This window comes from Frondihabitans sp. PhB161, from assembly GCF_003814635.1.
Taxonomy (GTDB): Bacteria; Actinomycetota; Actinomycetes; order Actinomycetales; family Microbacteriaceae; genus Frondihabitans.
Genome location: NZ_RKQW01000001.1, coordinates 1,008,253 through 1,034,039 on the forward strand (window position 1 = coordinate 1,008,253; position 25,787 = coordinate 1,034,039).

At 68.5% G+C, this 25,787-nt stretch carries 18 protein-coding genes and 1 tRNA gene; 10 read left to right on the top strand and 9 right to left on the bottom strand.

Annotated features, from left to right (window positions below; genetic code table 11):
- Nucleotides 1-127 precede the first annotated feature (127 nt).
- The 4 genes from EDF39_RS04920 to EDF39_RS04935 all read right to left on the bottom strand — a co-directional run bounded on the left by EDF39_RS04920 (nt 128) and on the right by EDF39_RS04935 (nt 5,510).
- Nucleotides 128-2,194 carry a VWA domain-containing protein gene (locus EDF39_RS04920; protein WP_123940966.1) on the bottom strand — a complete coding sequence of 689 codons (2,067 nt, stop codon included), beginning with the start codon at nt 2,192-2,194 and terminating at the stop codon, nt 128-130.
- An 83-nt stretch (nt 2,195-2,277) separates the two neighbouring features.
- Nucleotides 2,278-3,663, bottom strand: a complete 1,386-nt coding sequence (locus tag EDF39_RS04925; RefSeq protein WP_123940968.1) for an AAA family ATPase — start codon at nt 3,661-3,663, stop codon at nt 2,278-2,280.
- Between the two features lie 34 nt (nt 3,664-3,697).
- Nucleotides 3,698-4,384, bottom strand: coding sequence for a nicotinamide riboside transporter PnuC (gene pnuC, locus EDF39_RS04930; RefSeq protein WP_123940970.1), 687 nt, complete (start codon nt 4,382-4,384; stop codon nt 3,698-3,700).
- Nucleotides 4,385-4,556: 172 nt separating this feature from the next.
- Nucleotides 4,557-5,510, bottom strand: coding sequence for an EamA family transporter (locus tag EDF39_RS04935; protein ID WP_123940972.1), 954 nt, complete (start codon nt 5,508-5,510; stop codon nt 4,557-4,559).
- Between the two features lie 211 nt (nt 5,511-5,721).
- On the opposite strand from EDF39_RS04935, the gene EDF39_RS04940 reads away from it, so the two are divergent.
- The 5 genes from EDF39_RS04940 to EDF39_RS17455 all read left to right on the top strand — a co-directional run bounded on the left by EDF39_RS04940 (nt 5,722) and on the right by EDF39_RS17455 (nt 12,125).
- Nucleotides 5,722-7,092: an LCP family protein gene (locus tag EDF39_RS04940; protein ID WP_123940974.1), complete on the top strand. Its 1,371-nt coding sequence runs from the start codon at nt 5,722-5,724 to the stop codon at nt 7,090-7,092.
- Between the two features lie 412 nt (nt 7,093-7,504).
- Nucleotides 7,505-7,594, top strand: a tRNA-Ser gene (locus EDF39_RS04945).
- A gap of 249 nt (nt 7,595-7,843) precedes the next feature.
- Nucleotides 7,844-8,566 (top strand): HAD family hydrolase, encoded by a 723-nt coding sequence (locus EDF39_RS04950; RefSeq protein ID WP_123940976.1) that lies wholly within the window; start codon nt 7,844-7,846, stop codon nt 8,564-8,566.
- Nucleotides 8,567-8,594: 28 nt separating this feature from the next.
- The gene (locus EDF39_RS17450; RefSeq protein WP_084816042.1) at nt 8,595-8,972 is read left to right on the top strand and encodes a PLD nuclease N-terminal domain-containing protein; all 378 of its coding nucleotides are present in this window, start codon (nt 8,595-8,597) and stop codon (nt 8,970-8,972) included.
- Nucleotides 8,973-9,134: 162 nt separating this feature from the next.
- Nucleotides 9,135-12,125, top strand: a complete 2,991-nt coding sequence (locus EDF39_RS17455) for an esterase-like activity of phytase family protein (RefSeq protein WP_158613160.1) — start codon at nt 9,135-9,137, stop codon at nt 12,123-12,125.
- 146 nt (nt 12,126-12,271) lie between these two features.
- On the opposite strand, the gene EDF39_RS04965 is transcribed toward EDF39_RS17455, so the two are convergent.
- Both EDF39_RS04965 and EDF39_RS04970 read right to left on the bottom strand, forming a co-directional pair.
- Nucleotides 12,272-13,159, bottom strand: coding sequence for an esterase family protein (locus EDF39_RS04965; protein ID WP_199726137.1), 888 nt, complete (start codon nt 13,157-13,159; stop codon nt 12,272-12,274).
- 76 nt (nt 13,160-13,235) lie between these two features.
- Nucleotides 13,236-14,090, bottom strand: coding sequence for a bifunctional 2-polyprenyl-6-hydroxyphenol methylase/3-demethylubiquinol 3-O-methyltransferase UbiG (locus EDF39_RS04970; protein WP_123940980.1), 855 nt, complete (start codon nt 14,088-14,090; stop codon nt 13,236-13,238).
- Between the two features lie 202 nt (nt 14,091-14,292).
- On the opposite strand from EDF39_RS04970, the gene EDF39_RS04975 reads away from it, so the two are divergent.
- The 3 genes from EDF39_RS04975 to cls all read left to right on the top strand — a co-directional run bounded on the left by EDF39_RS04975 (nt 14,293) and on the right by cls (nt 18,561).
- Entirely contained in the window at nt 14,293-14,943 is a 651-nt protein-coding gene (locus EDF39_RS04975; protein ID WP_158613161.1) for a TetR-like C-terminal domain-containing protein, read from the top strand.
- A 265-nt stretch (nt 14,944-15,208) separates the two neighbouring features.
- Nucleotides 15,209-16,903, top strand: coding sequence for an ABC-F family ATP-binding cassette domain-containing protein (locus EDF39_RS04980; protein WP_123940984.1), 1,695 nt, complete (start codon nt 15,209-15,211; stop codon nt 16,901-16,903).
- Nucleotides 16,904-17,097: 194 nt separating this feature from the next.
- On the top strand, nt 17,098-18,561 hold the full coding sequence (cls, locus tag EDF39_RS04985) for a cardiolipin synthase (protein ID WP_123940986.1): 1,464 nt from the start codon (nt 17,098-17,100) through the stop codon (nt 18,559-18,561).
- Nucleotides 18,562-18,674: 113 nt separating this feature from the next.
- Here the strand turns inward: cls and EDF39_RS04990 are convergent, their stop codons facing one another.
- Entirely contained in the window at nt 18,675-19,871 is a 1,197-nt protein-coding gene (locus EDF39_RS04990) for a glycosyltransferase (RefSeq protein ID WP_123940988.1), read from the bottom strand.
- A 315-nt stretch (nt 19,872-20,186) separates the two neighbouring features.
- On the opposite strand from EDF39_RS04990, the gene glgX reads away from it, so the two are divergent.
- Together glgX and EDF39_RS05000 are read left to right on the top strand one after the other, a co-directional pair.
- Complete coding sequence (gene glgX, locus EDF39_RS04995) at nt 20,187-22,232, top strand: glycogen debranching protein GlgX (RefSeq protein WP_123940990.1); 2,046 nt, start codon at nt 20,187-20,189, stop codon at nt 22,230-22,232.
- A gap of 172 nt (nt 22,233-22,404) precedes the next feature.
- A complete protein-coding gene (locus EDF39_RS05000; RefSeq protein WP_123940992.1) occupies nt 22,405-22,914 on the top strand; it encodes a GNAT family N-acetyltransferase in 510 nt (169 codons plus the stop codon).
- Between the two features lie 24 nt (nt 22,915-22,938).
- Here EDF39_RS05000 and EDF39_RS05005 read toward each other — a convergent pair whose 3' ends face one another.
- The gene (locus EDF39_RS05005) at nt 22,939-23,775 is read right to left on the bottom strand and encodes a DUF429 domain-containing protein (protein ID WP_123940994.1); all 837 of its coding nucleotides are present in this window, start codon (nt 23,773-23,775) and stop codon (nt 22,939-22,941) included.
- 268 nt (nt 23,776-24,043) lie between these two features.
- Nucleotides 24,044-25,675, bottom strand: a complete 1,632-nt coding sequence (locus EDF39_RS05010; protein ID WP_123940996.1) for an LPXTG cell wall anchor domain-containing protein — start codon at nt 25,673-25,675, stop codon at nt 24,044-24,046.
- Nucleotides 25,676-25,787: the final 112 nt, after the last annotated feature.

Consider the following 25,787-nt stretch of genomic DNA (forward strand, 5'->3'; position numbering starts at 1 on the left):
CCGCCGTTGGTGCAGACGGCCGCCCTGCGAGTGCCGCCAAATGTCGCGCGGGGTGGGTCCGCTGCAGCATTAGGCGGCACTCGGCGGCGGGTCTGTGCCGATCGGGCGGTTTGAGCGCCGCTCGCGGCTAGAACAGCCCACCAAAACGGCCGGGATAATCGCTGAGGCCGCCGGCCCCGAACCCGCCGGCCCCGAACCCGCCGGCCCCACCCGCCTGCCGCGATCCAAGGTACGACCCGACCACCGCGGCACCGAGGTCGTCGGCCTCCGGCGCGATGACGGAGCCGCCGACGCGCTTGGCCATCGACGCGATGAAGCGTGCCAGGCCCGGGTCGTCGCCGAGGCGGAAGAACGTCGTGTGGGCGCCCAGCCGCATGGAGTTGTCGAGCTCGCGGACGGCGTAGGCGACGGTGAGCGGATCGGGCGGGTAGTTGAAGTAGACCTCGCCGTCGGGCTCGAGGTGCGAGGTCGGCTCGCCGTCGGTGACGATCAGCAGCACCGGCTGGGCATTCAGATGTTTGCGGAAGTGGCGGTTCGCGAGCAGGAGCGCGTGGTGGAGGTTCGTGCCCTTGTCCCACATGGCCTCGAGCCCGACGAGCTTCTCGATCTCCATCACCTCGGCCTGGCGCCCGAAGCCGATCAACTGCAGGTCGTCGCCGCGGAACCGGCTCGTGATGAGCGTGTGAAGCGCGAGAGCGGTGCGCTTCATCGGCACCCAGCGGTCTTCCATCGCCATCGAGAACGACGTGTCGACGAGCAGGGCGACACAGGCCTGAGTGCGGGCCTCGGTCTCGAGCACCTCGATGTCGCCGACCTCGATCCGCACGTGCGAGCCGGCAGGGAGCCCCGCACCGGCCGTGCGGGTAATCGAGTTCGTGATCGTTCGGGTGACGTTCCACGGTTCGGTGTCGCCGAACTCCCACTCGCGCGAGGCCCCCGAGAGGTCGCCCGCTGCGCCGGCGCGTCGCACGTCACGGTTGCCGCGACGCCCCGAGAGTGCTTCCGAGACGTCGCGGAGCAGAGCCTTGCCGAGTTGGCGCATGGCCTTCGGGGTGAGTCGAAGCTGGCCGTCGGTGCCGCGTTGTATCGCCCCCGAGTCGCGCAGTGCTTTCTCGAGTTGCTGGAGGGCGCGGGCATCGACCGATGCGGCATCGCCGAGCTGACGGGTGAGCGCGTCGAGGTCGAGGTCGTCGAGCTGTGAGCCGTTCGACGACTGGGCCAGCTGGTCGGCCAGGGCGTCGAGGTCGGCGATGTCTTGGAAGACGCCCGTGCCGTCGCCGAGCCCCAGCCCTTCGGAGCCTTCCATCCGCTCGGAGCCGCCCCAGTCTTCGCCGGGGCGGAGTGACTGGAGGTTGCCGTCGAGCTGCCCGAGCGCCTGCATCAACTCGGGGGAGCCGAACGCCTGCTGTGCCAGGGCGTCGAGCTCGTCTCGTTGCTCCTGCGTCATGGAGTTGCGCATGCGCTGGGCGGCGGCGGCGCGCGCGGCTAAGGCGTCGATCAGTTCGTCGACGTTCTGGGGCGCCTCAGGAAAGAACGCGCCGTGCTTCGCCATGAAGTCGTCGAACATCTCGGGGGTGTCGATGCCCTCGCGGTGAGCGTCGAGCAAAGCGTTGAGGTCGTCGAGCATCGCGGTGATCGCTTCGCGGTCGGCTTCGGTGGCGCCTTCGAGCGCCTGCTTCATTCCGGCGAATCGCTGGTCGAGCATCTCGCGGCCGAGCAGCTCTTTGATCTTGTCGTAGCTCTGACGGGCCTCGGCGCTCTGCCACGAGTAGTCACTGAGCTCGCTGACGGCGGCGGCCGGCGACGGCGACAGGCTGTCGAGCTGCATCTCGGCGAGGGCGCGGTCGGTATCGTCGAGCAGGGCGTCGCGGGCGAGTTGCTTTCGCTCGGCCAGGACGGCCTTGTCGAGCAGCTCCTTGACCTCGCGCAGCGTGCCGTCGAGATTGTTCTTCTGGGTGAGCTCACGGCGGCGCTCGGCCACCCGGCGGGCGAGGTCGTCGAGCCCGGGGCGGTCGGCCCCACCACGGCGCAGGAACTCGCGGAGGGCCCGCTCGGGCGAGTAGCCGGCCATCACGTCTTGACCGATCGCGTCGAGCGCCTCGGTCAGGTCGGCCGGGGGAGCCAGAGGATCCGGCCCACCCGTGTAGCGACCGTAGCGAGAGTCGCGCGTGAGACGCCGATTTGCTCTAGGCATGCGGGATTCTTCGCTTCTGGGGCGTGACGACGAGCACAGCGACAGCCCAAGCAGACGGCGCGACAGCCGACGAAGGCAGGGTGTCAGCCATAGATCGTCTCGCCCCCGCCCGACTCTTTGCTCACCCGGCGGCCGAGGTAGAGGCCCTCGAGGGCTAGCTCGATGGCGCCGGCGCGCTGGCCGTCGGTCGTGGCGTCGAGGCGTGCGCAGATGTCGTCGTAGATCTCGGATTCGCCGAGCGACGGCAACCCCGCCAGGAAGTCGCTAGCGGCCACCTGCTCGCCGGTCGTGACCATGACGCCGTTCTCGATGGCGGAGACGAGCACGTCGAAGTCGAGCCCGCGGAAGTGCGCACGCACCGTCTCGGCCGTGGCCGTGCGCAGCAGGTGGTCGAGGATCTCGTCTTCGCGCCCCTCTTCGCCCGATTCGAACTCGATCTTGCCGCCGAGCACGTCGACGGCCGTTTCGAGATCGACCGGTCGAGCGACCGCTTCGGGCTCGCCCTGCCGGGTCGCCCGGTGGAGAGCGGCTGCGGCGATGGTCTCGGCGCCCGCGATGGAGAACCGGGCGCTCACCCCCGACCGCTGGTCGACGGCGCTCGAGTCGCGGAGGTTGCGGGTGAATCGGGCGAGGATCTCGATCAGGTAGTCGGGCACCTCGGCGGCCAGCTCGGCCTCCTGCCGGATCACGGCGATCTCGTCGTCGAGCTCGGTCGGGTAGTGCGTGCGGATCTCGGCGCCGAACCGGTCTTTCAGCGGCGTGATGATGCGGCCGCGGTTCGTATAGTCTTCGGGGTTCGCACTGGCCACGACGAGGACGTCGAGAGGCAGGCGCAGCACGTAGCCGCGAATCTGCACGTCGCGCTCTTCCATCACGTTGAGCATCGCGACCTGGATGCGCTCGGCGAGGTCGGGCAGCTCGTTGATCGCGACGATGCCTCGGTGGCTCCGCGGGATCAGCCCGAAGTGGATCGTCTCGGGGTCGCCGAGACTGCGGCCCTCGGCCACCTTCATCGGGTCGACGTCGCCGATCAGGTCGGCGACGTTCGTGTCGGGCGTCGCGAGCTTCTCGACGTAGCGCTCGCTGCGATGCTTCCACTCGATGGGCAGAGTGTCGCCGAGCTCTGCGGCTCGACGGATGCTCACCATGGTGATCGGCTCGTAGGGGTGCTCGCCCAGCTCGGAGCCGGCAATGACCGGCGCCCATTCGTCGAGCAGACCAGACAGGGTCCGCAGGATCCTCGTCTTGCCCTGCCCTCTCTCGCCCAGAAGCACGATGTCGTGCCCCGCGATGAGCGCTCGCTCGAGCTGGGGGATCACGGTCGACTCGAAGCCGTGCAACCCCGGCCACGGGTCTCGGCCCTCGCGGAGGGCGTCTAGGAGGTTGTCTCGGATCTCGGCACGGACGGTCTTCTGGGCGTGGCCCGAAGCACGGAGCTCGCCGACCGTTGTGAGCGAAGGGCTGGTCATGCGCGCAACGGTACGCCCGACCCCCGACAACGACCTAGCGGGCGAGGGGGACCGGCTCAGGATCCGGCAGCACCGGCACCGCTGCCACGCGCCGGGTGTGCGCCCAGACGAAGAATCCGGTCAGCGTGAACGCCCCGTAGAAGACGTACATGATCGCCGATGCCCAGTAGCCGGCGCCGAGCAGCAGGGGCACGCCGACCACGTCGACGGCGACCCAGATGAGCCAGAATTCAACCCAGCCCTTCGCCATGCCGTAGGTGGCGAGCAGCGAGCCGACGAAGATCCACGCGTCGGCCCAGACCGGCGAGTACGAGCCGAGAGCGGTGAAGATCGGTGTCACGACCGCGGTGCCGCCGATGAGGGCGACGACGAGAAGGATTCGCGCCCGGCCACCTGCCCACCGGGGTTCGACCGCGTCTCCGCCGCCGTCGCGCGCGTGCTTCCAGCGGTACCAGCCGTAGATCGAGACGACGATGAACATGATCTGCCGACTGGCCTGCCCGAGCAGGTTGACCGGGTTGGGCGTCTCGAAGACCGCACCGAGAAAGACGGTAAAGAGAAGGGCGTTGCCCGCGATTCCGATCGGCCAGGCCCACACTTTGCGACGCATGCCGCCGAGGGCAGAGAAGAGGCCGAACAGGTTGCCGGTCACCTCGCGCCAGAGGACGGTCTGATCGTGGATCGTGAATGTCGCGTCGAACAGCCAGTGGATGGCGCTCATGGTTCTCCTGTGGGGGAGCTTCTCTCATCCAGACTGTCTGAGCCGAACGGCCCCGAAGAGGTCGTTCGCCCCACTGTCGGCACCGGAATGATCGCCCCCGCGAACGAGAGCGACTGACCGATTCGGCCCCGTGATCGCACGGGGTTCGCGGGCTGTCACCGCCGGTACGGAATCACACCGTCCCTGAAGCTTCTGACGAAACAGTAACGGGCCCCGTGCCATTCCCATCGGGCGAGGTCACACCGGGTAATGCGGGCTTGGTCCGGCGCCGGTAGCTGGCGAAGAGCACTCCGCCGACCACGAACGCCCCGGCGAAGAGTTCGATCCCGTCGGGGATCTCGCCGAAGACGAGCCAGGAGGCCAGCACGCCGATCACCGGCACCAGCATGGAGAACGGGGCGACCGTGCTAGACGGGTACTTCGACAGCAGAGTGTTCCAGATGCCGTAGCCGACGATCGTCGCGATGATCACGACGTAGAGGAGGCCGCCGAGGGCCGGGAGCGCCTCCGCCGTGAACGCGGTCGCCAGCGACTCTGCGATGCGGCGGGGGCCCTCGAACAGCAGCGAGAGCGCGAGCATCGGCAGCGGCGGCACGACCGACATCCACAGGGTGAGGTGGAGGGGATTCGGTGCGGCGGCCCGGCGGGAGGCGACGTTGCCGAGCGCCCAGCCGAGGGCGGCGCAGAGCGCGAGCAGCACGGGCAGGATCGCCGCGACCTGCGCCCGGTGCAGCGCGATCGCCAGAAGCCCGAGCACGGCGATGCCGATGCCGATCGCCTGGCGCTTCGTGATGCGCTCGCCGAGGAGGAACCCGGCGAGCACCACGGTGAACGGCGCCGACGCCTGCAGCACGATCGAGGCCAGGCCACTCGCGAGCCCGGCATTCATCGCCAGGTACAGAAAAGCGAACTGCAGGATCCCCAGGCAGCCACCCACCGCAAGGAGCCAGCGAACCGGAATGGCCGGTCTCGGGATCAGGAAGATCGTCGGCACGGCGAGAAGCGCGAACCGGAGCGCCACCATGAAGAAGGGCGGGTAGTGCTCGAGGGCCAGTGCCGTGGCCGGGAAGTTGAGACCCCACGCGACGGCGACGAGAGCAGCGAGAAGGCGGTCGCGAGGAGACATTCCCTCATCATGTCGTCCTCGGGCAGGCGACGACAGCGCCAATGGTGACCAATTGGATTGGAGGGCTCGACAGGACGCCAGGCCCTCCCGCTACAATCGCAACCCTTGCCGCCACCGAGCGGCGCGACTTCTGCGGTACGGATTCGGGTCCGGCCACAGCATCAGAGCCTCTGGGCTCCGGAGCGCGCCGCCGCCGAAGGAAAGGACCCCCGTGAGCGACAACCACCGCTCCGAGAGCCCCCGTCGTGCCGCTCGCCGAGCGCATGAAGAAGCCGCAGCCCGCCAGGCTGCCGCCGCCTCGCCGGGCCTCCCCGCTGCCACCGACGGCCTCGCCCGTCACGGTCGCCTCCGCCGGCGCGGCCCGGCCGGCTTCGTGCTCAAGACGATCGCCGTCGGCGCGGCCGTCGTCCTGGTCAGCGGCGTTTCGGTCGGCGCGATCGCCCTCCAGCAGATCCAGAGCGACATCGGCGACGGCGTCGCACTTACCGGCGAAGAGACCGAGCCCGCGCTCCAGGGCACCGGCATCGGAGCGTACGAGGGCGGCTTCAACATCCTCATCGTCGGCACCGACAACGACGCCAAGCAGAGCACGGCGGAGTTCGGCAAGCGTGACGCGACCCTCAACGACGTCAACATCCTGCTGCACGTCTCGGCCGACCACACGAACGCGACGGCCGTGAGCATCCCGCGCGACCTCGTCGTACCGATCCCCGCCTGCGAGAAAGAAGACGGCACCGGCACGAACAGCGCGATGAGCGCCCAGCCGATCAACTCCGCCTACTCGTACGGCGGGCTCAACTGCGTCGTGCAGACGGTCAAGGGACTCACCGGCCTCGACATCCCCTTCGCGGGGCTCATCTCGTTCAACGGCGTCATCGAGATGTCAAACGCGATCGGCGGGGTGCCGGTCTGCGTCAACAAGCCGATCTCCGACCCCTATACCGACCTGAACCTCCCGGCCGGTACGTCGACCCTCCAGGGCGACGAGGCGCTCGCCTTCCTCCGGACCCGCCACGGAATCGGCGATGGCTCCGACCTCGGCCGAATCTCGAGCCAGCAGGTCTACCTCTCGTCAATGCTCCGCACGATCAAGTCGGCGGGCACCCTGTCGAGCCCGACGAAGCTGTACAAGCTCGCTCGCGCCGCGACGAGCAACATGGTCCTCTCCAACAGCCTGAAAAATCCGAGCACGCTCATCGAGATCGGGCTGGCACTCAAAGACCTCCCGCTCGGCAACGTGAACTTCGTGCAGTACCCCGGGTCGACCGGCGGCACCGGTGTCTACGCCGGCAAGGTCCAGCCCGATGTCGCCACGGCCGGGCTGCTCTTCGACTCGATCAAAGCGGACAAGCAGTTCACGATTCCGAAGGGCTCCACCGGCATCGGGTCGGAGTCGTCGGGGGCCGCAGGGTCGACGGGTTCCTCGGGCGCGGCGGCCGGATCCTCGTCACCACCGGCTCCGTCGACGCCATCGAGCACCCCCACCACACCGGCGACGAAAGCACCGGCTGCGACCGAGATCTCGGGCCTCACCGGGCAGACGGCAGCCGACCAGACCTGCTCGGTGGCCTACAAGTTCTAGGCAGAGTTGTCGAGAGAAGGCCGCCCCGCGAGTAACCAACTCGCGGGGCGGCCCGGTGTCTCACTCAACCGCCCGGGGAAGACGGGAGCGAAGACCCTGCGAGGCCGAGATCAGGGGTGAACGGCCTCGCAGGGCGCTATGCGCCGACAGCATCGTTGCTGAGCGAACCAGCCGTTCTGGTGGGCCTCGACCGATTCGGGCGGTCATGGCCTTGGGGTTCACCATCGGGGTGAACAGCTGGTAACCAGAACTCTATGGGTCCGCATAAAGGAGGACAAGGGGACAATCGCACCCAAATCGGGGGGCAAAATTGTGGGCATAAGTGCGGACACGGTTCCAAGGATCCGATGGGCTCGGTTCGTACTCGGCACCCGGTATAGTGGAGGCCGTGCGTTCGCGAAGCGGGCGTCAAGGAGCTGTCGCATAGTTCGGCCTAGTGCACCACCCTGCTAAGGTGGAGTGCCCTTTTTGGGCACCGTGGGTTCAAATCCCACCGGCTCCGCACGATTTGGGTTCTGCGTGTTCGGTTGCTTCGCAACCTCCCCCGCCGCATAGTGCGTGTTTGTCGGGTCCGCTCCGCGGACGTGCGGCCGAGGCCGCTCATCCAGTTGCCGCTCCCGCCGCGTTTGAGCGCGCAGTGGTGCCGTTCCGCGGTGAGCGTCCTTGATGTGCTGATGTCGGTGGCCTTGGACTAGCAGATAGGGGACAGTCACGCGGCGACACGGGGCAGCGCGGCTGACAAGATGTGGGCATGGAATACAGCGCCGTGCTCTTCGACCTCTTCGGCACGCTCGCCCCGGGAGGCACCCGCGAACTCCGCGACAACGTGTCACTCGAAGTGGCCCGCGATCTCGGCGTCGACCCCGACGCGTTCGCAACCGTCATCGGCGAGACATTCCGCGAACGCACCCTCGGTCAGCTGGGCACTCTCGAAGAGACCCTGGCCACTCTCGCCTCACGGCTCGGCGGGTCGCCGAGCGCTGACGACCTCACTCGCGCCGCCGGGCGACGCACCGAGATGACAGCCGGACTGCTCGCCGACACCTGGGCCCTCGACGTGCTCGACGAGCTTCGCGCCCGTGGCTACTCGCTCGGGCTGGTCAGCGACTGCTCGATCGAGACGGCGCTGATCTGGCCGGAGAGCGCCCTCGCCGAGCGCTTCGACGTGGCGGCGTTCTCGGCGGTGCACGGCATCAAGAAACCCGCCGCCGAGCTGTATCGCGTCGCAACCGATGCCCTCGGGGTGGCGCCGGAGCAGTGCGTCTATGTCGGCGACGGCGGAAGCACCGAGCTGCCCGGGGCGGCCGACCTCGGCATGCGAGCTGTCTGGCTCAACCACCCGGGCAATCAGGGCGGTGCCGCGGATCCTGAGTGGTCTGGTGAAACCGTCACCGAACTCGCCGAGATCCTCGCGATCTTGCCCTCGCGTCACCCGCGGGGCACAACCGCTCTCACCCGCTCGGGGGATAGCTGATTCTCAGCAGCTCAATAGAATCAGCGGCATGTACCTCGTGCTTTCCGCGTTCTATTTTCTGCTGGTCGCGGCCGCCCTCATCGACATCATCACGCGTGCCGACTCGCAGGTGCAGCATCTGCCGAAGCTGATCTGGATCCTCCTGGTGGTCGTGCTGCCCGTTATCGGGAGCATCGCGTGGTTCGTCGCGGGGCGTGATTACGGGCCGCGTCCCGAGTACGTGCCGCTGGGCGACGCGCGCCGTCACTCGCCCGGATCGGGCGCGACCGCGGTCGACGTGAGGCACCACCGGGTTTCGACGACCGAGCAGCAGCTCGCCGACCTCGACCGCGAGATCGAGTTCTACGAGAAGCAGGCCAAGCTGCAGAAGCTCCAGGCCGAACTCGACCCCAAGGATCCGGCCTAGCCCCGCTCGCCAACTCCGCCGTGGGCGCCAGGTGCATCCTCGTCCCCACAGCCGCACGGCTCGGCCAGTTTGGACGAAATCTGTGGAGGGGCTACCCGCGGTTCACCCCGAGGCGCTTTGATCGTCTGTAACCAGCACGTTCGAGGTTCTCAGGGGAGAGTCATGCGACAACCACAGGTCGGTTTCGATTCGATGGCCGGCGCGACTCCGGTCGAGCCCGGTCGCTCGGTGCGTCATGTGGCGCGCAAGGGGGCAACGGTCGCCGGCGCGGTAATCGGGGCGGTGGCTCTCGTCGGGGGTGTGCTCGTCGGAGCGACGCCCGGCGGCGATCCCGCGTCGGCTGCCACCTCGCCGGGTAGCGTCCGTATCCACGACATCCAGGGAGCCTCCTGGATCTCGCCGCTCGACGGGCAGAAGGTCGACAACGTGCCCGGCATCGTCACGGGCATCAGGGCGACCGGTTCGAGCAGGGGCTATTGGGTGCAGGATCCCGCCCCAGACGCTGATCCCCTCACGAGCGAGGGCGTGTTCGTGTACACCGGCAAGGCCCCCACGGTCAGCGTCGGCGACTCGGTTCTCGTCTCGGCCACCGTGAAAGACTTTCGCGCGATCGCCTCGGGCACCACGCTCGCCACCACCTCGTACCTCTCGGTGACCGAGCTCACCTCGGCGACGGCCACTGTCGTCTCGTCGGGCAACGAGCTACCGGCACCGGTCGTCATCACACCGACAACGGTGCCCGCCACCTACGCGCCCGACCTCGGCGGGGCGAACATCGAGACGACAGCGCTGACGCCGTCGCGCTCCGCCCTCGACTATTACGAGTCGGTCGAGGGAATGCGGGTCCGGGTCGACGATGCTCGCGTCATCGGTCCATCCGACGCCTACGGGGAGCAGTACATCACCACCAAGCCCGATCAACTGCGCTCGAAGCGCGGCGGCGCGCTGCTCACGGCGGAGAACGCGACGCCGTCCGGGCGGCTCGAGGTCGTCCCGACCGACGGCAGCAACCCGGGTGTGAGTGTCGGCGACGTCTTCACCGGCGAGACCGTCGGGCCGATCGACTACTCGCAGTACGGCGGATACCTCATCGCGGCGACGACCCTCGGTCCGGTCGCTTCGGCGAACCTGAAGCCGACCGTCGCCTCGAAGCCGAAGAGCGACCAGCTGTCGATCGCCACCTACAACGTCGAGAACCTCACCCCCACCGACTCCGCAGCGAAGTACGCCGCGCTCGGCAAGGGCATCGTCACGAACTTGGCCTCGCCCGACATCGTCACGGTCGAAGAGGTGCAAGACAACACCGGAGCGACCGACGACGGCACAGTGGCGTCCGACCAGACCCTGGCCAAGCTCACCGCCGCGATCACGGCAGCTGGCGGCCCGGCCTATTCGACGCGCTCGATCGACCCCGTGAACGACGCCGACGGCGGGCAGCCGGGCGGCAACATTCGTATCGTGTTCCTCTTCAACCCGAAGCGGGTCAGTTTCGTCGATTCCGGCCGACGCGGCATCGACCGAGCGACGACGGCGACAGCGGTGACGAGCACGCACGGCAAGCCAGGTCTCTCCTTCTCACCGGGGCGCATCGATCCGGGGAGCGCGGCCTGGAAGTCGAGCCGCAAGCCGCTCGTCGGGCAGTTCACCTTCCGGGGCAAGAGCGTGTTCGTCGTCGGCAACCACTTCGCCTCGAAAGGCGGCGACCAGAGCCAAGACGGGCGGTTCCAATACCCCGAGCAGTCATCGGCGGTGCAGCGCAAGGCCCAGGCCGCTGAGGTGAACTCCTTCGTCGACGCCGTGCTCGCCCGCGACAAGCGCGCCGCGGTCGTGGTTGCCGGCGATCTGAACGACTACCAGTTCAGCCCGGCGATGAAGACCCTGACGGGCCAGGCCGACGGCAAGACTGCGCTGACCGACCTCATCACCACACTGCCCTCCAACGAGCAGTACACCTACGACTACCAGGGTGTCAGCGAGGTGCTCGACCACATCCTGGTGAGCAAGGGCGTCGGCACCCCGCAGTACGAAGTGATCCACACCAACTCGGAGTACGCCGACCAGGTGAGCGACCACGACCCGCAGGTCGTTCGACTCTTCGGGACCCCGAAGCCGCAGTCGGCCGTCATTCCGCCGAAGGGCGTGGCGACGGGGTACTCCGACGCACTCGACAAGCTCGACTACCAGGGCGCGACCGTGGGCGGGCTGTCGTCGCTGGCGTACGACTCGCGCTCGAAGTCGTGGATCTCGGCCGTCGACAACCACGCCTCCGACCCGTCGCGCATCTGGTTCATCGGGCGGAACCTCGCGAAGCCCGCCGTCGTTCGAGCCCCTCTGGTGCTCAAGACTCCGACCGGCGACCCGTACACGGGGCTGACCGCCGACAACGAGGGCCTCGCGGTGCTGCCGAACGGTGACTACCTCGTCAGCTCCGAGACCGAGCCCTCCATCCGAATCTTCGGCCGCGATGGAGTCCAGAAGTCGCAACTGCGGGTGCCTGGGCGCTTCGCCGTGACGGGGACGACCCTCAGCGGTGCCGGACTGTCCGGTGCCGCCGTCGCCCGAGAGGCGACCTCGAACGCCACCCTCGAGGGACTGAGCATCTCGCCCTCGGGGCGCACGATCGTGGCCGCAATGGAGGGTGCGCTGTCGGGCGACGTGTCGGCGAACGGCGACACCCGATCGCACCGGTTGCTGGTGTACAAGGCGGGCAGCCATGGATCCTGGTCTCTGACGAAGCAGGTCGGCTACCGCGCTGGCGCGGGCCAGAGGATTCCCGAGATCGTCGCCGTCGACGACGACCGCCTGGTCGTCGAGGAGGCCTCGTTCGCGGCTGACAGCGGTAATGCGGTGAAGCTCTACGCGGTGTCGGGGCTTGCGCGGGCGACCGATGTGAGCCGGGTGGCGAACCTGTCGACGGCGCCTGCCTCGGCGGTCCTGTCGAAGACGCTCGTGGCGGATCTCGTCAAGGGGCCGACGTTGGGTGCAACGGCGCTCGAGTCACAGGCCAACCCGCTGCTCGACAACTTCGAGGGCATGGCGCTGACCGGTCGCGGCCCTGGCGGCACCATCAAGATCAGCCTCATCAGCGACGACAACTTTGGGCCGCTGCAGACGACGCGGGTGCTGAACACCCTGATCAAGCTGCCCCGCTAGCTGCCCGTGCCCGTGCCCGTGCCCGTGCCGGTGCCCGTGCACGGCCGTGACGAACCCCCGGATGGCCAGAATCGGCCTGGCATCCGGGGGTTGTCTGGCCAGCCGGGGGTGCCTTGAGCCCCCTCGCGAACAGGTGAGCCTGGCGGCTAGGGGAGATGGTGGCCGAGGTGAGCGATCTGGGCGGGAGCCATGCGCCGCCAATAGTCGAGATCGTGCCCACCCGGCTCGAAGCCGCCAGCCGGAGGCGACGCGAACCCGGCCACGTAGTCGCGCGCGGCCGGAAAGAAGCCGTCGCCCGTTCCGCAGTCCACACGCACGGCGATCCCGTCGAGCGACGACTGGCGGCCGAACACGGTGTGCGCCGCAAAATCCGCTGCACCGTCGAACGCGATCGAGGCGGCCTGCGACGCCTCATGCCAGATAGCCGGGCTGTCCGCGGCGATCGCGGCGACCCTCGTCCGACCGAGCTGCGACCCGAGGATGAGCGCGCCGAAGGCTCCCATCGACCAGCCGAGAAGTCCGATCCGCGACACGTCCAGACCGCGGGCGGCGATCAGGGGCAGGAACTCGTCGACCACCATCGCACCGGCGTCCTCGCCGGTCGAGCGTCGGTGCCAGTAGGTGTTGCCGCCGTCGATCGAGGCGAGTGCAAACGGGCGCCCGCCGCCATCGACATGAGCGGCCAGAAAGCGGTCGAGCCCGAGATGGCCGGCCCCGAACGCGTTCGCGTGAGTGCCGCTGTATCCGTGAAGCACGATGGCAACGGGCAGCTCCGCGCTCGCCGACGAGCCCGGGGGATACGCCACCGACCAGCCGACTTCCCGCCCGAGACGAGCCTGCGACCGGAACGAGCCGCTGACGAGCTGGCCTGTCTCGACTGCCGGCACGACTCCCGGCTGACCGTTCAATCCGAGCACCCGGTGCAACGTCGACCGCCCGGGCAAAAGGCGTTCTTCGACTGCAGCTCCACTGGCAACCACGAGCGCAGCGGTCGATCCTGCGCCGACGAGCAGCGTTCTCCTGGTGATTCCCACGTCTTGACGCTATCGATCAGGATCCGGCCCGAACGTCATCCGCCAGGACGAAACCAGCCGTCCCTCCGGCCCCTCCTCACACCCCCTTGCGCGCCACCACCGAGAACGCCAACGGCATGCGATCGCGATTCGCCGGGAGCACGTAGGCACCGGCCTCTTCGACCATCTGGGGGAGCGCTTGCCAGGGCAGAGTGCGGTGCTCCGCGAAGTCCGCGATCGTGAGGCCCACGCCGAGAAGCGCCTGCATGATCTCGGCGATCGAGTGCGGCCACTCAAAGGTCACACTGTGCTCGACGCGGGCGCCCTCCGCTCCGGCGTAGGTGCTCGGATCGTCGTAGCGAAGCGGCTCGCCACTCGCGAAGTAGGGCCGCGTGATGACGAGAGCGTCGTCGGTGCGCTCGTCGTCGAGCGCATTGAGGAGCGGATGCGCGTCGCGCACGAAGAACACGCCGCCCGGTGCGAGGAGCGCATCGATCGTGCGAGCCCAGGCATCGAGATCGCGGAGCCAACAGAGCGCCCCGATGCTCGTATAGACGACGTCGAAGGTGCCGCCCACATGGGCGGGAGCCTCGTCGACCGTCGACTCGACGAACGAGCTGCGGTCGCTGAGCCCCGACGCGTCGGCGAGACGCCGGGCCGCCCCGATCGACTCGGAGGAGAAGTCGACGCCCACCACCTCGGCGCCGAGTCGCGCCCAGCTCAGAGTGTCGGTGCCGATGTGGCACTGCAGGTGCGCCAGCCGGAGACCCGCGACGCTGCCACCCGGCAGGTGCGGTTCGAGAAGCGGCCGGTCTTCGAGCACGACGTCCGAGATCCGGTCGGGCTCCGCGGCGAAGCGGTCGACGCGATACCCCTCGAGATGCGGCTCGACCCGGTCATCCCAGTTTGCTCGGTTGGCGGCGGTCCACTCGCTATCGGCAGTGGCGTCCATGGTCTCTCCCCTCGGTGCGGCCCGAGAGGGCAGCCGACCAGGATCCCAGGGGCCGGCCCCAAACGCAAGGTCGACTCTCGAGGCGGGCCGAGCGGCGGGCCGGGGCGAGTTCGGTCGGTGCGGCCTTGGGGTTGTCTGGGGAACGGGGCCGCCGGATCCTTTGGTCTCTGGCGTGCCGGGGGTGCGGTCTAGGCTTTGGACCGTGGAATCCGGAGGAGCGCGCAAGGTCGGTCGGCCTCGCGACCCTCTCGTCGAAGAGCGGCTGCTGCGCGTGACGCAGGAGCTGATCGCCGAAATCGGCATCGACGCTCTGACCATGAACCGGGTTGCCGAGCGGGCCGGGGCGAGCAAGGCGACCATCTTCCGGCGATGGGACGACAAGCGGTCGCTGGTCCGTGACGCGGTGGCGGCGTTCGATGTCGACACGACGATCCCGAACACGGGCGCACTCCGCACCGACCTCGAAGCCCTCGTGCGCACCTGGGTGAGCCCGATCGGATACCCGCCGGCCGAGTTCCGCCACGTCATCGCCGCGATCTCGCGCGATCCCGACATCTGGCGTGCCTACGACGCGGCGACTCACACCGAGCGCACCCGCTCGTTGACCGTGGTCGTGCGACGCGGGGTGGCGCGCGGCGAGGCAGAACCGGTGCGGTACGACGCGGCGTTCGTCACCCGTGCCGTGCACGCGCTTGCCGTCGAGCACGCCGCCCAGCGCGAGTTGCCGCTCGACGAGGCGTTCGTCGCACGCGTGATCGACAGCGTGGTGGAGCCGATCCTCGGCATCGGGCGCGACGCCGAGGCGGATGCGCGCGACGTCGCGGCGGGGATTCCGCTGCACGTGCGTCGCTGAGGCGGCCGTCCGCATCGTGCCCGGTCCGGGTGATCGGCGTAAGCCTCGCAGTCGGCGTAGACCCGCATGATCGGCGCAAGCTCCTGTAATCGGCTCAGACCTGCGTTTCCGGCATAAACACCTGACCTAGGGCGAGTGTTCATGTCGGCTGTGCGGGTTTACGCCGACCGTGGGGGTCATGCCGCCGACCGCAGTGGTTCAGCGAGCGCAACGCCCCTGTGGAAAACCGCCCCGGCGTTCTCGCCCGGGATGGGACGATAGATCCATGACCGCAACACTCGTCGCCAAGGGGCTGGCCGGAGGCTATGCTGCCCGCACGCTCTTCGACTCCCTCGACCTGACCGTCGCTCCTGGCGATGTGATCGGGGTGGTCGGTGTCAACGGCGCCGGCAAGTCGACGCTGCTCAAGCTCCTGGGCGGTGTCGAGCAACCTCTCGCAGGCACGGTGTCTCTCGCGCCGGCCGACGCGTTCATCGGTTGGTTGCCGCAAGAGCACGAGCGGGTTCCGCACGAGACGGTGGCCGACTACATCGGCAGGCGGACGGGCTGCTCGACGGCGACAGCGGAGATGGATGCTGCTGCGGTCGCGCTCGCGGATCCTGCGGTTTCTGACGCGGCAGCCGACACCTACTCGACCGCCTTCGACCGCTGGCTGGCATCAGGGGCCGCCGACCTCGACGAGCGCATTCCCGTCGTGCTGGCCGAGCTGGGCCTCGCGATCGGCGGGAGTGGCAGTGGCAGTGGCAGCGGCAGCGGCACGTCGACCACTGTCACCACCGACTCCCTGATGACATCGCTCTCAGGCGGGCAGGCGGCCCGAGTGGGTCTGGCGGCGCTCCTCCTCTCGCGCTTCGACATCGTGCTGCTCGACGAGCCCACCAACGATCTCGACCTCGACGGGTTGGCCCGGCTGGAGGAGTTCGTGCGCGGGCTCCGCGGTGGCGTCGTGCTGGTCAGCCACGACCGCGAGTTCCTTGCCCGGTCGGTCACGAGCGTGCTCGAGCTCGACCTCGCGCAGGCATCGAACCGGCTGTTCGGCGGCGGCTACGACTCCTATCTCGACGAGCGCGAGATCGCCCGTCAGCACAAGCGCGACGCCTACGACGAGTTCGCGGCGACGAAAGCCGACCTCGTCGGCCGCGCGAGAACGCAGCGCGAGTGGTCGAGTCAGGGCGTCCGCAACGCGATGAAGAAGTCACCCGACAACGACAAGATCCGGCGCAAGGCGGCGTCCGAGTCGAGCGAGAAGCAGGCGCAGAAGGTACGCCAGATGGAGAGCCGAATCGCCCGCCTCGACGAGGTCGACGAGCCCCGCAAAGAGTGGCAGCTCGAATTCACGATCGGTCAGGCGCCGCGGTCGTCGGCGGTCGTCTCGACGCTCTCCGACGCGACGTTCACCCAGGGCGACTTCACGCTCGGCCCGGTCTCGCTCCAGATCAACGGCGGCGATCGCATCGGCATCACCGGGCCAAATGGCGCCGGCAAGTCGACACTGCTGCGCGCGCTGCTAGGCGCGCAGGAGCCCACGTCCGGCACCGCGTCACTCGGCTCCTCCGTCGCTGTCGGCGAAATCGACCAGGCACGCAGCGTGTTCACCGGCCCACGCCCTCTGGCCGACGTCTTCGAGGGTCTCGTTCCCGATCTCACCCAGGCGGAGGTCCGCACACTCCTGGCGAAGTTCGGCCTCAAAGCCGACCACGTGGGGCGTCCCGTTGACGAGCTGTCACCCGGCGAGCGGACTCGCGCCGGCCTTGCCCTGCTCCAGGCGCGCGGCGTGAACGTGCTCGTGCTCGACGAGCCGACGAACCACCTCGACCTCGCCGCGATCGAGCAGCTGGAGCAGGCCCTCGACACGTACGAGGGCACGCTGCTGCTCGTCACGCACGACCGCCGCATGCTCGAGACGGTACGGCTCGACCGGCAGTGGCGGGTGGAGGCCGGGCGGGTGTCGGAGGCGTGAACGTGTGCGCCGGTGCCGATTTGAGAGTGATCCGCCGCCACAGTGCGCTGTCAGGTGTAACGGGTGTGACCGCGACCCCGGATCGCTCGCAAATTGACAGACGCAGTCCGACTGCACTCGCTTCCAGGCCAGACCCCGTGCGCTTTGCGGCCAGACGAGCCTGTCGACTCCGCGCGCCGCGCTAGCCTCAGACCATGACGTGGAAGAGCCTCGGTAAGACCATCGCCAAGATCGTCGTCGGGATCAACTTTTTCTTGCGTGTGACCTCGGTGATGCAGGTGCCGCGCAACCGTCGCCCTACGACTGCGCTGGCCTGGTTGCTCGCGATCTTCGCGGCGCCGATCCCCGGCGTCATGGCGCTCAACCTCTTCGGCTCGACCCTCCTGCCGAAGGGGCGCCGCGAAAAGCAGGCCGAGATCAACGGCTTCATCATCGACACGACATCGGGCCTCGACCTCGTGACGAAAGAGGAGAGCTGGCCGCGCTGGTTCGGCTCCGTCGTCGACCTCAACCGCAAGCTCGGCGCCATGCCACTCGTCGGTGGCAACGACGCGCACATCTTGGCCGACTTCGGCACCACGATGCGCGCCATGACGGATGCCATCGGCAAGGCCGAGCGCTATGTGCACGTCGAGTTTTACCTCTTCGCCTACGACAAGGCCACGGTCGAGTTCTGTAAGGCGCTGGAAGACGCGCACAAGCGGGGAGTCACCGTTCGCGTGCTGTACGACCACTGGACGACGATGCGAAACCCCGCCTCGAAAGACACCCTCGCGTGGCTCGAGCGCACCGGCATCCCCAACCGCGCGATGCTGCCGGTCAACGCGCGAACCGTCCTCCGGCGCCGACCCGACCTCCGCAACCACCGCAAGGTGGTCGTGATCGACGGCACCGTCGGCTTCATGGGATCGCAGAACCTCGTCGATCCTGACTACAACAAGGCCTCCAACAAGCGACGCCACCTTCGGTGGAAAGACCTCATGCTGAAGCTCGAAGGCCCCGTGGTCGCCGGTGTGAACGCCATCTTCATCACCGACTGGTTCGCCGAGACCGAAGAACTCCTGCAGCGCGAGGCCGACCCGATCCACAACGTGGCAGAGCCCGACACGCTCGACTGCCAGATCGTGCCCTCCGGCCCGGGCTTCGAGGGCGAGAACAACCTCCGCCTGTTCAACGCGCTCGTCTACGGCGCGCAAGAACGCCTCGTCATCGTCAGCCCCTACTTCGTGCCTGACGACTCGATGCTCTACGCGATCACGACGGCGGCCCAGCGCGGAGTCGAGGTGCAGCTCTTCGCCTGCGAAATCGGCGACCAGTTCATGGTCTATCACGCCCAGCGCTCGTACTACGAGACGCTGCTGCGCGCGGGCGTGCGCATCTTCCTGTACCGCAAGCCCATCGTGCTCCACGCCAAGCACTTCACCGTCGACTCCGACGTCGCCGTAGTCGGGTCGAGCAACATGGACATGCGCTCCTTCAGCCTCGACTTCGAGGTGTCGGTGATGATCCGCGGCCGCCGTTTCGTCTCGGAGCTCGCGCAGGTGCAAGACGACTACCGGGCTCAGTCTCGAGAGCTCTCACTCGTCGAGTGGCTCGACCGGCCCCTGCTCTCGAGGATCCTGGACAACGTCTGCCGACTCACCGCCGCGGTCCAGTAGGGCTGGCTCCGGCCCGCCCGCTGGTGCTTAGTCGCGTTTCGCCCGTTTAGTCGCGCTTTATCGCGACTAAACCTGCGAAGCGCGACTAGGTGGAAGGCAAGCAGAGTCGCTCACTACCGCGCGAGCGACCGGTAGCAGGCGACGAGCCCGTCGGCCGAGTGCGCCCAGCTAAGCCCGGCGGCCCGCACGCGGGCGGCGGTCGAGAGGGCGGCGGCATAGACCGGTTCGCCGAGGATCCCCGCGATCGCGTCTGCCCACACGGCCGGTTCGCGCGACCGCAGCACGATCCCGGTCACCCCGTCGACGACGGCTTCGCGCAGGCCTCCGGCGGCCGCCGCCACGACCGGTGTGCCGCTGGCAGCAGCCTCGAGGGCGACGAGGCCGTACGTCTCGGAGTGCGACGGCACCACGGCGACTCGTGCCTCTCGGAGGAGTGCGGCGAGAGCCGAGCGCGACTGCGGGCCGACGAACCGGACCCGGTCGGCGACGCCGAGCGACTCGGCGAGGGCGCGAAGCTCGTCGGGATAGCTGCGGTAGTCGACCGACTCCTCGCCGGCGATCACGAGGTCGGGGCGAATGCTCTCGGGGATCGCCGCGACCGCCGCGATGGCCAGGTCGAAGCCCTTGAGCGGGTCGAGGCGTCCGGCGGCGACGACGTAAGGCGAGGGGGCAACCGAGCCCGGCGCGGCCGGACGGAACACGGTGGCGTCGACTCCGGGCGAGACGACGTGCACGTTCTCGGCATCGGCCCCGAGCCGGTGTACGACGGTTTCGGCTTCGGCGGCGCTGATGGCGATGACTCCGTCGGATTCTTTCGCGAGCCAGGCCTCGCCGGTGAGGCGACCGGGCGATTCGGGCCGTTCGCCCTCCGAGAGGGGCGTCGAGTGGTCAGCGGCGATCGAGTGGAAGCTCTGCAGGTGCGCCAGGCCTCGCGCCCGCGCGAAGGGCAGGGCGGCCATGCCCGAGAACCAGTGGTGCGAGTGGATGATGTCGTAGGGACCGAACGGCTCCATGGCCTGCTGGAACTCACCGATGAAGTTCTCGTGCACGCCCTTCGCGACGGGCTCGGGCGGCCCGGCGTCGAGAAACCGCAGGACGACGTTCTCGCCGAGGTCGCTGGTGGCGGGCTGGTCGGGCGACGATCGGCGTGTGAGAACGTCGACGTGGTGACCGAGTGCGCCGAGCGCTGCGGCCTGGTTGCGCACGACCACGTTCATGCCGCCTGCGTCGCCAATTCCGGGGTCGGACGCCGGAGAGGTGTGCAGACACACGAGAGCGATGCGGAGGGCGTCCGGCCGAGAGTCAGGCATCAGATGAGCGTATCGCTCGGTGACGGTGCGGGATCTCAGCGGGCGACCGCACTAGCCAGCCCCGGAGCAGCCAGACAGAAGACTGCAGAGCCGAACCTCAGAGTGCCGCCGAGCCACCCTCGTCGAGCAGTGCGCGAAGCTCGTGGAGGTCGATCGGCACGGTGTCGGCGAGTACGGGGCCATCACTCGAGAAGGAACTGTCTTTGCTCATGCCCCGAGAGTGGCACGATCGGGTCGGAGGTACCTCGGAATGGGGGCATTTCGGGGGACAAGCCGGCGTTCCGATGCACAGCCGTTACCCGTAGAACTAAAGGCATGACCCTCTCACAGCCTTATCCCCTCGGCGTCTCCGTCGTCGACGGTGGCGTCACCGTCGCCGTCTACTCCGAGACCGCGACCGCCATCTACTTCTGCACCTTCGATTCTGCGGGCGAAGGATCCGACGCGGTCGGCTCCGAGACGCGGCACGAGCTCGATGAGCGAACGGGCTACGTGTTCCACGCGTTCGTGCCCGGCATCGAAGTGGGCACCCGGTACGGTCTGCGGGTCGACGGTGAGTGGGATCCTGCGAACGGTCTTCGCCACGACGTGGCCAAGCTGCTGCTCGACCCGCACGCGCGGGCCATTGAGGGTGGCTTCGAGTGGGGTCAGGCGCTGTTCTCACACGAGTTCGACGACCCGTTCACGCGCAACGACGACGACTCTGCATCGGCGATGCCGAAGTGCATCGTCACCGACGCGTCGTTCGACTGGGAGGGCGACAAGGCTCCGCGCGTCCCGCTCGACGAGACCGTCATCTACGAGGTGCACGTGAAGGGCTTCACGAAGCAGCACCCCGAGGTTCCCGAGAGCATTCGGGGTACGTACGCGGGTCTCGCCGACCCCGCGGCCATCAAGCACTTCGTCGACCTGGGGGTCACCAGCGTCGAGCTGCTGCCGATCCACCAGTTCGCCCAGGAAGACACCCTCGCCGAAAAGGGGCTGCGCAACTACTGGGGCTACAACTCGATCGGATTCTTCGCGCCGCACAATGAGTACTCGTCGTCGGGTCAGGCGGGCGAGCAGGTCGCCGAGTTCAAGGCCATGGTCAAGGCGTTCCACGCCGCTGGCCTCGAGGTGATCCTCGACGTGGTGTTCAACCACACGGCCGAGGGTAACCACCAGGGCCCGACGCTGTCGTTCAAGGGCATCGACAACGCCTCGTATTACCGTCTGGTCGAAGACGACCGCGGAAGCTACTTCGATACCACGGGCACCGGCAACTCGCTCAACGTCGGGCACCCGGCCGCCCTCCGCCTCATCATGGACTCGCTTCGCTACTGGGTCACCGAGATGCACGTCGACGGTTTCCGCTTCGACCTCGCCACGACCCTCACCCGCCAGGACGGCGACGCCGAGAAGCACTCGGCGTTCCTCGATCTGTGCCACCAGGATCCCGTGCTCGCCCCGGTCAAGCTCATCGCCGAGCCGTGGGACACCGCGGGGTATCAGGTCGGAGGGTTCCCAGCCGACTGGTCGGAGTGGAACGGGAAGTTCCGCGACGACACCCGCGAGTACTGGGGCTCGGGCGACGTGCTCGGCACCTTCACGCAGCGTGTGCTGGGCAGCCCCGACGTTTACGAGGGCGACCGCCGTTCGCCGCTGTCGAGCGTGAACTTCGTCACCGCGCACGACGGCTTCACCCTCCGCGACCTCACCTCGTACGCCGAGAAGCACAACGAGGCCAACGGTGAAGACAACAACGATGGCGAAAGCAACAACGCGTCGTTCAACGGCGGCATCGAGGGCGACACCGACGACGCGGCCGTGCTCGAGTGGCGTGGTCGTCAGCAGCGCAACCTGCTCGCGACGCTGCTGCTGTCGGCCGGTGTGCCGATGATCCTCGGTGGCGACGAGATGGGCCGCACCCAGGGTGGCAACAACAACGCCTACTGCCAAGACGACGAGATCTCGTGGTTCGACTGGAAGGCCGTCGACCGCGACCTGCTCGAGTTCACCACGTCGCTGATCGCGCTCCGTCAGTCGGCGCCGGCACTGCGCCCGTCGTGGTTCCGCACCGCGCCCGGCGACTCGCCCCGCACCGTCGAGATCCTGCGGGCCGACGCTCGTCCGTTCGAAGAGGCCGATTGGCAGGATCCGGAGAACCGCGCGGTCATGTTCGTGCTCGGTCACGAGGGAGCCGACTCCTTCGCCGTGCTGATGAACGCGGCGCAGAACGGTGTGGAGTTCACCGTGCCCGAGGCGCCCTTCGGCGAGTGGGAGCTCGCGTCGTCGAGCGACCCGGAGCAGCAGGTGGCCTCACCGGTGTCGACACTGATCGTGCGCGACGCCTCGTTCACGGTTCTCCGCTCGAAGGCCTAGCCCGACCCGACTAGCCCGACCCGCCTAGCCCGACCCGCCACAGCGGGACAGACCCGCTCGATCGGCACGAACACCCCGCCTAGCCGGGCTGTTCATGCCGGCCGGGCGGGTTTGTGCCGTTCGAGGGGGTGGGCGCGGGTCGAGCACGCCGGCCCCCGCCTAGGCTGAACGCATGGCCAGCACCACCGTCACCATCCGCCCCGTCACCGAAGCCGATTGGCGCGAGGTCCGGGTTCTGCGGCTCGAGATGCTCCGAGACACCCCGATCGCGTTCGGCGAGACCCTGGCGACGGCCGAGAATCACCCCGAGGCCGAATGGCGCCTGCGGGGTCGCCGAGGAACGGACGAGGGGTCGGCGTCGTTCGCTGCCATCGACGAGTCGACCGGATCCTGGGTCGGAACGATGGGCGGCTACCTGCCCAAGACGGGATTCCCGCTGCTCGTCGGCGTCTACGTGGCGCCGTCGCATCGGGGCCGCGCCGCCGGAGTGACCGATGCGCTGCTCGACGCGGTGGAGGCCTGGGCGAAGGGGCACGCGAGTGCGATGGCGCTGCACGTGCACGAAGACAACGCGCGGGCGATCCGCTACTACGAGGGGCGCGGCTTCACCGAGACGGGGCGGAAGCTGCCGTACGAACTGGCGCCGCACGGTTTCGAGAACGAGATGATCAAGGCGCTGTAGCGGGGAGGGCCACGCGCCGCGACGCTACGGCAGACGCTGCGACGGGCGGCACGGCGCGACGAGCGTTGCCGGTCGGCCCGAGGGATCCTTCGGTTCATCCCGCCCGAGCACTTGCACCCGCGACAGCCCGTGCCGGTGCCAGATCGAAGCCGTCCAGGCGCACAAGGCTGCGTCGAGCAGATCTTCTCGATGCTTGTGCGCGGGGCCGGAGAGCGGTGACGGCTCGTCGAATAACGCCTTGGTGACCGGGTGCGACGCGAGGTCGAGAGGCGGATCGAACGTATCGAGCAGCCCGATGCGGCGCACCAGCTCGTCGGTCGCCACAGCACGCGCAGCCCTCGCTTCAGCGGCCGGCAGCGCCTTGTCGAGCCGCTTGTAGCGCGGGCGCTCGACGTCGTAGCCGAGTTCTTCGACCCCGACGAGAGTCGTGTACGGATAGCACTCGAACATCACGCGGTCACGAGGCTCAGGATCCGGCACACCCGACACCACCACGAACCCTGCCTGCTCGAGAGCGTCGCGAAGCCGCACCCCGGCCAGCCAGCCGAGCGCCTGGTTCGTCGGGTTGGCCGCCACCTTCCACCGGCCGTAGGCACGACCGACCTGCTTCTCGGACTCGCGCATACCGACCGCGTTCGGCACGACCAGTGGGGCGTCGACGGCGATGGCGATGCCCGGGCCGGCTGCTGCCTCTGCCTCAGCGACGACCCCGAGGATCCACCGGACCACGCCCTCGACACCGCGTTCCCACCCGGCCGCCACGATGCGTCCTTCTGCGGTGAGTGCGCACAGCCCGGTCTCGTTCGCCGGTTTGGCGTCGCTGCCCTCGCCCCAGGCCAGGTCGACTCCTATGTACAGCATCAGTTGAGCGTAGGTGCTGGCGGTGGGCACGGGGCGTGCAGCGGCTTCGGCGTCGCCGAGATCGCAGTAGGGGTCGCCTGCACCCGACCGCAACTGCGATCTCGGCGGGCGGCGTGCGCGAGGTGGCCCGATCTCCGCCGAATCGTGTGCTGGGCGGGAGGTTCGGCCATCTCGCGAGCGAGCGGCGCGACGAGCCCGCCCGCAACGAAGAAAGGGCCCGCCCCGCGCGAATGCGCGAGACGGGCCCTCCGGCAGTCAGTGCGACCGACTACACCTCGACCGAGCGGCGACGGCGAGCCGCCAGCAGCAGGCCGGCGCCGACGAGCAGCACGAGGCTGCCACCGATCGCGAGCGGCGCTGTGTCGGAGCCCGTGTAGGCCAGCGTCGTCGTTCCGTCGCCGTCCACTCCCGTGCCAGCGGCGGCCGGTGTGACGACCGCAGCGGTCAGCGTGAACTCGACCGGAGCGCTCGGGCCGGCCGCGACCGGGGTGCCCGCGGCGTCGACGACTGGGTCGCCGTTCGCGTCGAGCAGAGCGGCGATCGCGACGGCCGTGTAGTCGCCGGGCTTGGCGGCGAGGGTGACGCTCCAGCGGCCGTTCGAGCCGACGATGATACGAGCGGTCGGGTCGGCGGGCGTCGCGGTGGTTCCGGCGCGCGGCGAGGCCAGACGCGAAGCCGATGCGGACGACTTGGCTTCAGCGGCCTTCGCCTGGGCGAGAGCGGCCTTGTACGCCTTCGTGGTGAGGACGATCACGCCGATGTCGGATCCTGGGGTTCCGGTTCCGGCGAAGGTGACCGTTGAGCCGACAAGCTTCTGGCCGTTGGTCGGAGAGGTGATCGTCGGGGCACCGAGAGCGTAGAACGACGACTTGACGGAGACGCCGCTGCGGACGCCGACGATGGTGACCGTGTAGGTGCCGCCCACGAGGTTGGCAGGCAGACGCAGAACGTCGGCGTACGAGCCGTCGGTGTCGCTGGCGAATGTCTGAGCGGGGCGATCGCCGGCGAGGGGGATTACGGTGCCCTTGGCATCGGTGACGGCGACGACGACCTGCTCGTCGGGGCTGAAGCCCTCGGCCGAGACGGCGACGCCGGTGGTCGAGGCTTCGAGCACGCTGGTCTTGGTCGGCGTCACGGCAATCGACGCGGGCACGGCGGCAGCGGGGGCCGACGGGAACACGAAATTGATGCGTTTCTGGTCGGCACCGGGGACGGGGTTGCCGGCGGGGTCGGTCTCGTTGACGAGAGCGCTGCCCTCGGTCGCACCCGGCTCGAGCTGGCTGAAGTCGGTCGTGGTCGACCAGGTGTTGTCGGTCTTCACGACTGTGGTCGCGGCGACGCCGGTCTTCGCGGCGCGGGCGCCGTAGGTGATCGTGATGGTGTCACCGGCCTGGCCGGCTCCCTCGAAGGTCGGCGTCGTGCTCTCGACCGGGGTGGTCGAGTTCGACACTGGCTTCGTGACCGTGAACGGCGTCAACGAGTTCGGCGCGACGGCGAGCTCGAACGAAGTCGTCGTGGTCAAGTCGACGGTGCCGCCCGCGTTGACTGCGGTGACCGTCGCCACCACGGCTGTCTGGCCGGGGCTGAGCTGGTCGAAGTTCTCGTTGCCGCTCCACTGTCCCGTCGCGGCGTCGACGGTCGAGCCGCCGAAGGTCGCGTTGTGGCTGGCGCCGTTGGCGTCGAGGTAGCTGACGGTCACGTTGTCGCCGGCGGGAGCGCCGGTGCCTTCGAACGGAACGACGTTCGGGAACGTCTGCGCCACTCCGGTCGCACCGGGAGCGGGCGTCGTGACGGCGAAGGCGTCAGCGGCATGGGCCGGCGCGGCGAGCAACAACCCACCGAACGTCATGGCGAGAACGGTCGGAACGGCGAACGCCGTGCCTCGAGACAAAGATTTCACAGAGTGATCCTTCAGTGGAGATGAGCGTCGTTGCGTCGTCGTCCTCCCCCCAGATGGAAGGGCCACAGGCGGGCCCGTTCGGGTGGGCCTCGGGCAACATAACACCGAAGCT